Raw genomic sequence first — 12,780 nt, 5'->3', positions numbered from 1 at the left:
AATATGAACTAGCTTTAAATAAGTAATTTTGTAGAACACATGTTTTTATAACTGTAAAAACTTGTTTTAATTTACCTCCCTCCTACAAGAAGTAAATCAATTAAAAAAAGGATGGGCGTGGCCCCTTCCTTTTTTTGTTTGCTATATTATTAGAAAGCTATCATTTTAATATTTAGTATAAGATTTAATTTACTAAGCTCAACCAACTGGTTGACCAGATTGGTTTACCAAATATATACAAAATTTTGTTAATTCTAGCCTTTTGATATATTTTAACTAAAAAAAAGTTAAAATATATCAAAGTAATTATATAAAACCTAAAAAGATAAGTTTAAAAGACGTGTATTTTACAGCTTTTTAAACTTATCCTAATAATTTTAAATTACCTAATTATGCTTTATCTCCAAAATAAGACACCTCACCACCACTTAAGAAATCTTCTCTCACAGGACTAAATGTATCAATTAATTCACCTGCTTCCAGACAAACAGCACTATGTATTAAATTAGGCTCAATATATACACCATCTCCTGCTTCTACAATTTGCTTTACTCCATCAATTTCAAATTCAAATTTACCCGAAGCACAAAAAGTAGCTTGCGTGTGAAAGTGTTGATGAGGAGAACCTAATGCTCCTTTCTCAAATTTCACTCTTACCATCATAATTTGATTATCGTAACCTAAGAATTTTCTTGATACTCCTCCACCAAGTTCTTCCCATTCCATGTCTTTTGTGATGACGTACTTTTCACTTAATCTTTTCATAATTTTTTATTTAAGTTGATTTATTTATTTGAAATAATAAGAACCAGACCACTCATAATTCTCATTATTAATTTTCAATTTATGTGTTGCATCCTTTCCTGAATTGATATTGGCAGTAATAAATAATTTAGAATTACCTTTTACGTTAGTAATAACAATTGCTGTATAATCTTCCGTATCCAAAAGCACTTTTAAATCTGCTATATTACTTTTAGAGTTTACTGCAGATTCTGTTACTGGACTATAACTTCCATGCGCCTCAATCGCAGACACGAACGTTGTGTTCTTTACATTTTTACGCCTTAAAAGTAAAGCGGCCTCTCGTCTTAAATTAAAATACGGATCATTTGCTCCTATTCGCGTAAACAACAAATCGTCGGCGGTAGTAGTCACCGTTGTTAACGTGTAAAACGCTCCCTTATTTAACCAAGACAATTTACTATTATCACTTTGCGCTTTAGCGGAACCTTCAACAAACAAATGCTGATATCCGTTTTTATTACCTAAAGTTTTTAATGTAGCTGGTATTTTATATTCGAAGTTAGTTTGTAAAACCTGACCCAAAAAGTAATATGGAAAATCATATTGATTAGCCTTATTTGATGTCACCTTCATAATATCCAAAACATAAGGTTTTTCAAAATCTTCGTCCTTTATAATAGCCATAGTACGAAGCATTTCTGTTCCAGCGTAGGCATGAACATCTTTCGCACTTACTACTTGTACATTGTCATGCTCTGAAGAAAAATAATTGAGGTCTGGATGATATTTATTCCCTGTTTCGAAATCGCCATTAAAATGAGATATTTCATTTTGCGTTACAGTATTATGAGCTATGGTTTGTTTCGCCCAAGTTTTATTTTCTTTTAAATAATTTCCGCCACCTTTTTGTTCAATATTCACAAAACGAGCTAAGCCATAATCTTGGATAACCTCATCGCCATTCTCGTATAATGAATATGATAATTTATCGTAATGCCCATGACTTGAACCTTGTGCCGCGTACTTAAAAACAAGTTCCATACCTTCGTTACGCAAAATACCTACACCTCCTTGAGTGCCATTAGGCCCATCTGATAAATTAATAGACTTTTTGCTAAATGGTGTTTCTTCTTCGTTTTTTATTCCGAGTGCTACAGCTAATCCAGAATCATCCAACAGCACTTTATTTTGCTGCTTTGCAATACTTAAAAGCCCAGAATCTTGTCCTCCAAAATGATACGAAATATCTACAGCTGTGACTAAAGCACTATTGTAATAAGACATCCCTTTTTGACCATCGTTAAGTGGAAAAAAGTCACCATCCGCATCAGATAAATTTAAAAGCGCATTTATCGATTTTAAAAGTACGCCTTCTTTATATTCAAAAATCTTTACATCAGGCCTTACATTATGCAAGCCTTCAGCAAAAATCAAAAACGGATACATGGCATATCTTTGATAATATGGTCCTTCATTATAATAGCCATCAGGTGAAAAAGGCTCTTCTATATTAGCCAAAAATCCAGCTTTCCCATCCTTATTAATATACCCACCGTCATCATCTTTAGCAGTTTTGTCCATTTCTAAATCTTTAATTCCGTATAGCGCGCGATTAATCAACTCTTCATCGTTCATAACCAAACCTATCATTCCAACCGCCGCATTCCCCCATGTACTATGGTTATGCACTCTATTATAAAATTGTGGGTTTTCTATAGAAATATAATCAGCAAATGGTTTAAACAAGTTAGTTTCTAGCTTGTTTCTTTCCTCTTCAGTTAAGTAATTATAAACACAATCATAAGCCTGACTCACATACACCAACCAGTTAGAATCGTTTAAACATTGCCAAAACAACTTGCCTCTCGCGTAAGATCTTGTTTTAGGATGCTTAGGCAATCCTTTATACATACCCTCGTACTGCATAAGCATATCTTTTACATACTTCGCATATTTTTCGTCATCTAAAATTTGATAAAGAACTCCCGCTTTTTGTAAAACAATCATGTTACGCTTATGACGCACATGCGTGTAACCTCCAGAATAATCTTTAGGTGTTGGTGTATCAATACCTAATTCAATTTCGGCATCAATCTCTTCTTGAACTTCTTTTAAGGTATTATCAAAAATTGGAATACTACCTAACTGCGCTCTAATATCCGCAACTCCTTTTTTTGTAAGAATTAAACTAGGGTGACCTCCTTCTGTCTCAGTAGAAATCATTTCACTTTTCTCATTCGACACCTGCTCCTTACAAGAGAACATCGAAACTAAAACGAGTATTAAACTGAGTAAATTGACTCCTGATTTTTTCATTTTATTAGAATTGGTTTACCAAATTGGTTTACCAAATATAGACATAATTATCACTTACACAAAAGAATGCTGTATAAATTATAGACTTCAGCAATCTTAAAAAACACATTTACCTAAAAAAAAACACGCACACCAAACTAATATACAATAAGTTATATCAAAAAAAATCAATAATTCCAAACATTTATTACAGCAACAAAAACGCACTAAAACCGATCAAAACTCAGAACGGATGCCTAAAATTCATTTTAGAAAACAAAACTATAACATCAAACCTGTAAACCACATTTGTATAAAAACCCTGAGATGATAACGTTATTTTATAAATATTTTCTTACTTTAGTTCAGATGAGTTTTCAGTAATCACAAAAGTTTCAGAGAACTACTAATCATCTAGACTCAAGACCTATCTAAAACGCAGCACCTAACGTTTTATTAAAAAACACCAACTACCCAAAAAAAGACATTAACTAAAGCCTAAAATGAACAAATTAAAGAAACAAAACACAAGAACCACAAAGCCCCTAATTTAATCAAAAAACCAAAAAACACATGCTAATTATTTTAATTTCATAAAAAATTAACACATATTTTATCATGTACACAAAACCGTCAAATCCCACGAGTAACCTAGCTTTCTTAACAATTTCGTAACACTAGCGCTCTAAAACAAAACTAACCACTCTTGTTTTTAAGAAATATTTAACTATATTTGGTAAACCAAAGTGGTAAACCAAAGTGGTTTGGCAGTTTTAAACTCAGGTTTTTTGACCAAAAAAAAACTTCAAACTAATACGAAAGACAAAAATGAAAAACTAAAAAAGAAAACAAAAACAAGAAAACGAAAAAGCAATCTAAGATACAGCCTGAATCACCACTAGAAACAGTCGATATCTTGAAAATTATTCCAAACTAATCTAATTTATTAAACTAATGAAAAAACACAAACGATTTAAAAAGGTCTACCTTTTATTATTAGCCTTTTGTTTTGCATTTACAGTAAACGCTCAACAAAAAACAATAACAGGTACAGTAACCTCGGCAACCGATAACCAGCCCCTACCAGGCGTTAACGTTATTGTAAAAGGCACAAACACCGGTGCTTCTACAGATTTCGACGGTAATTTTTCTATAACTGTTGAAGGAAACAACACCACACTAAGTTTTAGCTATGTAGGTTTTGTGTTAAAAACAGTAGTAGTTGGAAATCAATCTAAAATAAATGTAGCTTTAGCAGAAGACGTAAGTGCTTTAGAAGAAGTTGTAGTTGTAGGTTACGGTGCTCGTAAAAAGAGCGACTTAACAGGTGCTGTATCTTCAGTTAAAGCAGAAGAATTAAATGCCTTTCCTGTACTAAATGCAGAACAAGCTCTTCAAGGTCGTGCAGCTGGTGTAGTTGTACAATCTAATAATGGTGGTGAGCCGGGAGCTCCTATTAACATTAAAATTAGAGGTAATACATCTATCAACGCAAGTAGTAGTCCGCTTATTGTAGTCGATGGTTTTGTAGGTGCGAGTATGCCACAGCCAAACGATATTCAATCAATGGAGGTCTTAAAAGATGCCTCTGCAACAGCTATTTACGGATCTAGAGGTTCAAACGGTGTGGTATTAGTAACAACAAAGAAAGGGAAAAGTGGTAAATTAACTATAGAAGTTAATACTAATTACGCTATGCAAAGCACAGGAGATAAACTAGATTTATTAAATGCAGACGAATTTGCAGCTTACCAACAATTAAGAAACCCGTCTTATGTACAAGGAACTGAAAATACAGACTGGCAAGACCTACTATACAAAACAGGTAATACACAAAATCATCAGTTTTCTTTTTCTGGAGGAAGTGATAATATAAATTTTTATGCTTCTGCAAACTATTTTCAACAAGAAGGTGTTATTGTAAATTCGGACTACGAAAAAATGACATTCTTATCAAATATTGATGCTCAAGTAACAGATAAATTAAAATTAGGTTTTAACCTTTTTGGAAGTAGAGCAACTAAAAATGGAGTTTCTACACAATCTACAGGTGAAACTGCTAATGGAGGTGGAGATGATGTTATTTCACTATTAGTTAGGTTTTCTCCAGACTTAGGTATTTATGATGACAATGGCGAATATACTGTTAACTCTGTTGGAGATAATGTAGACAACCCTTATGCCGTTGCCACAGAACGTATAAATGAAACAAAGTCTGACAGATATAGAGCAAACTTATATGCCAACTATGATATTACAGAAAACTTTGCTTTTAAAACAACTTTTGGTTACAGCACCTTTAACGAAAACGTAGGTACATATATTCCAAAAACATTACTAATTACCGATGGAGGAAACAACGGTACTGCGGAGATTAATAACAGACAATCTACAACCTTATTAAGTGAGAATTATTTAACTTATAAAACCGAAATTGGCAAAGGTAGTTTAACCTTATTAGGAGGGTATTCATATCAAAAAAATACAACAACAAGATTTTCAGCAGGAGTACAAAACTTAATTGATGACGATTTCTCTTTCTACAACTTATCTGGTGGAGATACGCCTTTAATTCCGGATTCTTCGATAGTAGAATCTGAAATTCAATCACAGTTTGGTAGAATTAATTACGACTGGGACGACAAGTACTTAATAACAGCAACTGTAAGACGAGATGGAGCTTCTAACTTTGCTTCAAACGAAAAATATGCTATTTTCCCTTCAGGAGCTATTGGTTGGAAAGTATCTAATGAAGACTTTTTAATGGATCACGAAACCATATCAAACTTAAAATTAAGAGCTAGTTATGGTTTAACAGGTAACCAAGCAATTGATTCTTACCAATCCTTAGCCAAATTTGATAATATTAACGGGTTATACGGAGGAAGTGTTGTAAATGCTGTTGTACCTGATCAAGCTGCTAATAATGATTTGAAATGGGAAACATCTTACCAAACTAATATTGGTATAGACTTAGGTTTATTTAATAGCAAAATATCTTTATCATTAGATTACTACAACATTGACACTAAAGATCTTTTAATGGAAGACGGAAGTCAAGCTCAATATTTAGGGTTTCTTACCGCTGCTAGTTTAAGAAACGTAGGAGAGGTAAACAATCAAGGGTTTGAAATATCGTTAAACACTAGAAATATTACAAACGATAATTTTACTTGGACAACAGATTTTAACTGGTCTACAAATAAAAATGAATTTAAAAAATTATTAAATGGTCAAGATGTATTTCTAAATGCAGCACCAAGTTATTTATCATTAGGTGGTAGCACTCACGTTTTAAGAGAAGGTGAAGCTATTGGTGTATTTTACGGATATGAATACCGAGGTGTATATGATGGCACTAACATTCCTGCAGGAACAGCTGTTTTTAATGGAGCTGTTGCAGGAGATGCTTTGTACACAGACATGGCTGATGTCTCAGGTGCTAGAGATGGATTAATTAATACCGACGATCAAAAATTAATAGGTGATCCAAATCCAGATTGGACTTTAGGTATAAATAACAACTTCTCATACAAAGATTTCGATTTAAATATCTTCTTTCAAGGTGTTCAAGGTGGAGATATCTACAACCTAACAAAGCTACAGGCTAATGTTGGAGATTCTAACACAACTAGAGATGTTTTAAATGCTTGGTCGCCAACTAATACAGACTCCAATATTCCTACAGTTTCTGGTGTAAGACGCTCAACTTCTAGATTTGTAGAAGACGGAAGTTACTTAAGACTAAAAAACTTAGCATTAGGTTATAATTTTCCATTAGAAGTAACTGAGAAATTAGGTTTAGATAACCTTAGATTATCTGTAAGTGGACAAAACTTATTAACCTTTACAAACTATTCTGGTTTAGACCCTGAAGTTAGTTATTCTGGTTCTGGTGGAAGCAACGATTCTAAAGCTAACACAACTCAAGGATTTGATTTTGGTAACTATCCAACAGTAAAATCGGTTACTGTAAGCCTTAATTTGAAATTTTAATAATAAACTAAAACAGACATAATGAAAACATATAAATATTTATTTTTATTGATAGGATTATCAATGATAGGCTGTTCTGACTTAGAAGAAGAGCCAGTAGGGTTATTATCGCCTACAACCTACTTTACGTCTATAGACAAATTACAAGTAGCAGTTAATGGTGCTTATGGTTATATGCATAATCGCTATTTCCTAACTAGAGAAACTGGTATGACGCTTATGCTTCGTAGTGATATGATTGAAATTTCAGATCCTAACACAAGACAAGAAAGAATTGACCATGATGAGTTTACGGATCTAGATGACAATGGGCAAACCTTGGTAAGTTGGCCAATAATGTATCAAATAATTTCTGCAGCTAATCAAGCTATTGCAGGTGCAGAAACTATATCTGGAGATGAAGCGGAAATAAATGCAGTTGTTGCTCAAGCTTATTTTGCAAGAGCATTAGCATACTATCATTTAGTGAGACAATTTGGAGACATTCCTTACCTAAGCGAACCAGTAACCAATGTAGAAGAAGCTAATAATATCGAAAAAACAGCAACGGCAGACGTTTACACCAACATTATTGCAGACTTTACCTTTGCAAAAACATGGCTACCAACAACGCAAGCAACAAGATCTATACCATCTGCAGGAGCAGCGAGTTCTTATTTGGCTTCAGTTTATTTAACTATGGGAAACTATCCCATGGCTTATGCAGAAGCTAAAGATGTTATTAATAAAAAGAACACTTATGGGTATGATTTAGAACCAGATTTTCAAAATTTATTTAATTCAGCCTTAGCTCGTGATTCAAAAGAACCAATTTTTACATTAGATTATATTGGCGACACGTCTCTTGGAAATTATAGTACAGATTATCTTGTACCATTTACTGGAATTAGAGCAGATGACCAATATGGTTCTGGTCAAGAAGGTTGGGCAGTTCTAGTTCCACCACTTAAAGCTTTTACAACTTGGGATGATGATGATTACAGAAAAGCTGTTAGTTTTGATACCACAGGAGTTTTTGATGGTGTTGAAGAGCCTTATACCAAATTTAACTCGTTTGATGCCAGAAACAAAGACCAACCATACTGTGCAAAATACACACGTTTTAGAGGTGAATCTGGAGGAAATGGTAGAGCATCTAGCCATGCTTACTCACTTATGCGTTATGCAGAAGTACTTTTAATTGCAGCAGAAGCTGCTAACGAGGTTACTCCTGGAAGTCAAGAAGCACACGACTGGGTTAACGAAGTAAGAGAAAGAGCTAGAGATGGCGCTGCAGGAAGTACGCAAAGTGCATCACCAGCAAATGTTTCTGGATTATCTGGCGCTGCTTTTACAGACATGGTATTGGAAGAACGCAGATTAGAACTTGCTTTTGAACTTAAAAGATGGTACGATATTGCTAGAAGAAAATTGGGTACACAGGTATTTAGTGCATCTGGTTTAGAGGGGGCAAAATCTTTTAGCGAAGACGACTACCTTATTGCAATTCCAGAAGTAGAACAAGAGAGAAATCCAAATTTATAAGAAGTTTATATCATTATAGCTTCTCGTTTTCAATCTTCGGTTTACAATAATTAAAATTTGTAAATCTAAGAATGAAAAGAAACATCAAACAGATTCAAAGTAATATTCAAGATAACCTGAATATTATTTTGGATCTGTTTTTGTTTTAAACCAAATAAAAAATGCCCCAACAGCAAATCTCAACATACTAAATGAACAGCACCATTCCAACAACGCCAATAAATAATGGGCTTCAGTACATTTGAACACCATATTTTGTACTTCTGCAACAGTTTTATCCTCTATTTTTATATCGTGAAAAATAAAAAACTCAATAATCCATTTAAAGAAGTTGCATTAACTATCGCAATTGTAATACTGAGTTTAATTATTATTTATTTAATGTAATAGAAATTAACCTTGATTAAGATGAAAACAAAAATTCTATTTTTAACAATTATACTAGCCGTGTTTAGTTGCAAAAACAAAACGGAAGTCTCAACGAAATCACCACAGAACAGTAAAAACCTATTAGAAAAACGTTATCAAAAACTACTTACATACCCTATAGACTCCTTGTCATTTCCTCGTAGTGTAAATTTAAAAACTAATATTATTAAAAAAGTACCTTCGAAAGATTGGTGTAGTGGTTTTTTTCCTGGAAATCTTTGGCAAATTTATGAACTAACAGGACAAGAGGATTACAAAACAAAAACAGAGCAATGGACTACCTTCATTGAAAAGGAAAAGAACAACAACCATACACACGATATGGGTTTTAAAATCTTTTGCAGTTTTGGCAACGGACTTAAACATGAAGACAATGAAGAGTACAAAAAAGTTATAGTTGAAAGCGCAAAAACATTAAGCACGCGTTTTAATGAAAACATAGGCAGTATCCGTTCTTGGGATTTTAATAAAAATATTTGGCAATTCCCTGTGATTATTGATAACATGATGAATCTAGAACTACTGTTTGAAGCGACCAAAATCTCTACAGACAGCTCTTACCATCATTTAGCTATAAAACACGCCAATACCACTTTAAAAAACCATTTTAGACCAAACAACAGCTGCTATCATGTGGTAGACTACGATACTATTTCTAACCAACCAAGAATGAAGGTCACTCATCAAGGTTTTAATGATGAATCTTCTTGGGCTCGCGGTCAAGGCTGGGCGATTTACGGCTACACTATGGCTTATCGATATACTAAAGATAAACGCTATCTAGATAGAGCAGAAGCTACAGCTAATTTCTTTTTAAATCATAAAAACCTACCTGAAGACGGTATTCCTTATTGGGATTTTAACGACCCTGCTATTCCCAATGCACCTAGAGATGTTTCGGCAGGAACAGTTGTTTCCTCTGCCCTGGTAGAACTATTTGGCTTTACAAAAAATGAAAAATACTTAAACTATAGTAAAAAAGTAATAAACAGTCTAAAATCCAGAAAATATCTTTTAGATGAAAATATTGAAGCACCTTTTATTTTAGATCATAGCACAGGTAATTGGCCTAAAAAGGACGAAATGGACGAACCTATTGTCTATGGAGATTACTATTTTTTAGAAACATTAATTAGACTAAAATCGTTATCATCTTAAAGATTTAAAGATTTAACATAAGTGATTAAACTTCAAATAATACCTGAGCTACTACGCTGAAAGAAACATTATTCAAGGGCACCATTAAAAACTCATACTTTATCCGAGGTTTATTTCTTTCTGTTAAGCTCATTATTCTACAAATAAATCTCTGTCTATTTTAATAAAGCGGACAATATCCATCGGTAAACTTTAATCATCAACCACAAAAATTGACTCAAGAAAAAAGGCATTGAAAATTAATTTTCAATGCCTTTTTTTTACTATTTCTATAATAAAATCAACTACTAATACATCAACTTCATTTTTAAATTTTCTTCGGTTTTAATTTCACCAGAATTACTAAGATCATTATCAGATGCATAGTTCTCCTTTGCTCCCCACAGAATAGAAACATAATCAACCTTATTATCTTTAAAAGTGTTTTTAGTAATGTTTACATAAACAACACCTCTATGGTTTAACAACGTCTTGTTTGGCTCGTTGGAGCCACAATTAGTAAAGGTACTATTAGTTACTAATAGATTTCCGCCAATAGTCGACTCATCATAACCACCACGATAATAATCTATAACGTTTTGCTTTACATTATCGAACGTACAGTTATTTACGGTTAAATACTCTGTGTTATAATCGCCTTTATCGTTTGTTTCTTCAGACAACTCTAAACCATTTTCACAGTTTGAAATAGATGTGTTTTCAAAGGTGATTTTTTCTGAAAAAGATTCTTTATAGACCTTTAAAACATAATTGAAATCACTGATATCGCAACCCGAAACCGCTAATCCAAAATGATTAGACATATTCTCTTTTAAACTAGCAAAAGCATAATTTGAGTTATTTCCTTTTAAACTCACATCTTTAAGCGTTAATATGCCTTTAGGGTTTAAAGAAAACAGAGGTGAATTACCTTCTCCAGAAAAAACAATTTGTGCTTTCGCTTTTTCTTGAGACTGTATGGTAATGCTTTTATTAATTTCTATAGATTTTGAAATTTGATAAACACCCGCATTTAAAGCTATAATATCACCATTTTGCGCTTCGTTAATTTTAGCTTGAAGTTCTTCTGCGTTGGCAACAGTAAAGATGTTAGCTTCTTTTACTGCTATCTCGTTAGAATACCAACTTGCTCCATATTTAGACTTATCTAAAATATTAGGATCTAGCATATCAGCATTAACAAAAGCACCAATTTTATTTTGATCCGCTCTTGAATTCCCTGCTAAATCTTTCGTTATTGTATTAAACTCAAAACCTATATAAGGCGTTACTTCACTTGGCACACCTACCGGAATAGATATGTTTTCAGAAACTTTTTTCAACTCTAATTTAGCATTCTGTAAACCACCGTTGTAATCCTTAAACTTTACATCGTTATTATTAATAACGTTGCTTTTAAAAAGAACACCATCTGCTTTATCATGTTCAACAACCGGTAATAAATCTCCTTCTGTGTTATAAATAACATTGTTGGCAACAACAGTTCTAATAGGTCGTGCAGAACGAATTTCCGACTTTGGCAACACATCAGATTGAGCGATATTTGTACCAACTCCAAACTGCCAAGGTGATTTACAATTTACATAAGTATTATATGCAACCACAACATCTGTAACTTGGTTATATCTATTTAATGGTGATTTTGGTATACCATTCATAACAGCTAATGGACTTCTGAAGTTTTCACCAATAATATTATAGAAATAATTATTAATAACCCAATGCCCCGTGTTTACAAGTCTAATTCCTCCGTAGTTTTTATTAACACCATCTCCAATAAAATAATTACCATCAATAACAGCATAGTTACCATGACGTGTTACCACAGAACCTTCACTTTTATAGAACACATTATTTCTAATTACATTGAAATTTGTTTTACTCGAAATAACCTCTACCTCTCCATTACATTCTTCAAATAAATTATTAGCAATAGTTGTATTACTTGGCGACATAGATGTAAAACTACTACCTAATTGGATAGATTCTCCTCGAGCCCCTCCTTTTCTTGGTCTTGGACCAAAATGGTTATTTACAATTTGATGATAATTTCTAATACTTTGGTTTCCTTTTAAATCAACTCTAAGGGTTGGACCTCCATTAGTTTTACCTGCAATATAACAATGATCGACTTTATTATGTTTTCCAAAAAGCTGTATCCAAAGATCATCTTTATCACGTTGTTTTTGGTTGTAATCCAAAATTACACAGTTGGTAACTCTAGAATAGTTGGCAACTTTCTCCTCGCTAGTTCTAAACGCGATAACATTACTTGTTGGTGTATACCCATTTTGAAAAAACAAGCCTTCTACAACTAAATAATTTCCGGCAATTTCTAAATTAGAAACACCTTCTATGAATACTTGACCAGGCGTTTCTGCTTTTAATGTAATTGGAGCATTTTCGGTTCCTTCACCTACAAATTTTATTTCTACGTTTTCCCAAACACCGTTTGCCAAAACAATATTATCTCCAGCTTTAACATTTTTAATAGCCTCGTACAATTCCTCATTGGTGCTTACTAAAGTACCTGAATCTTCAACTTTTCCGTTACAAGAAAAACATAAAACAACTACCAATAAAAGGCTAAACAACTTATTCATAAAAAAATTTTTGATAAATTTAAAATAA

Annotated in this window: 6 protein-coding genes; 3 read left to right on the top strand and 3 right to left on the bottom strand. The window is 33.0% G+C overall.

The window, feature by feature from the left end; all coding sequences use genetic code 11:
* Positions 1-390: 390 nt before the first annotated feature.
* A complete protein-coding gene (locus GQR98_RS08105; RefSeq protein ID WP_159019077.1) occupies positions 391-765 on the bottom strand; it encodes a cupin domain-containing protein in 375 nt (124 codons plus the stop codon).
* Between the two features lie 24 nt (positions 766-789).
* Positions 790-3,063 (bottom strand): alginate lyase family protein, encoded by a 2,274-nt coding sequence (locus GQR98_RS08100; protein WP_199270280.1) that lies wholly within the window; start codon positions 3,061-3,063, stop codon positions 790-792.
* Between the two features lie 933 nt (positions 3,064-3,996).
* Between GQR98_RS08100 and GQR98_RS08095 the strand changes: the two genes are divergently transcribed.
* The 3 genes from GQR98_RS08095 to GQR98_RS08085 all read left to right on the top strand — a co-directional run bounded on the left by GQR98_RS08095 (position 3,997) and on the right by GQR98_RS08085 (position 10,149).
* Positions 3,997-7,038, top strand: a complete 3,042-nt coding sequence (locus tag GQR98_RS08095) for a SusC/RagA family TonB-linked outer membrane protein (protein WP_159019076.1) — start codon at positions 3,997-3,999, stop codon at positions 7,036-7,038.
* A 21-nt stretch (positions 7,039-7,059) separates the two neighbouring features.
* Positions 7,060-8,562, top strand: a complete 1,503-nt coding sequence (locus GQR98_RS08090; RefSeq protein ID WP_159019075.1) for a RagB/SusD family nutrient uptake outer membrane protein — start codon at positions 7,060-7,062, stop codon at positions 8,560-8,562.
* Between the two features lie 408 nt (positions 8,563-8,970).
* On the top strand, positions 8,971-10,149 hold the full coding sequence (locus tag GQR98_RS08085) for a glycoside hydrolase family 88 protein (protein ID WP_159019074.1): 1,179 nt from the start codon (positions 8,971-8,973) through the stop codon (positions 10,147-10,149).
* A 287-nt stretch (positions 10,150-10,436) separates the two neighbouring features.
* Here GQR98_RS08085 and GQR98_RS08080 read toward each other — a convergent pair whose 3' ends face one another.
* Positions 10,437-12,752, bottom strand: coding sequence for a chondroitinase-B domain-containing protein (locus GQR98_RS08080; RefSeq protein WP_159019073.1), 2,316 nt, complete (start codon positions 12,750-12,752; stop codon positions 10,437-10,439).
* Between the last annotated feature and the right edge of the window lie 28 nt (positions 12,753-12,780).

The sequence above is a fragment of the Algibacter sp. L3A6 genome (assembly GCF_009796825.1).
Taxonomy (GTDB): domain Bacteria; phylum Bacteroidota; class Bacteroidia; order Flavobacteriales; family Flavobacteriaceae; genus Algibacter.
This window is presented reverse-complemented; position numbering and strand designations above follow the sequence as displayed.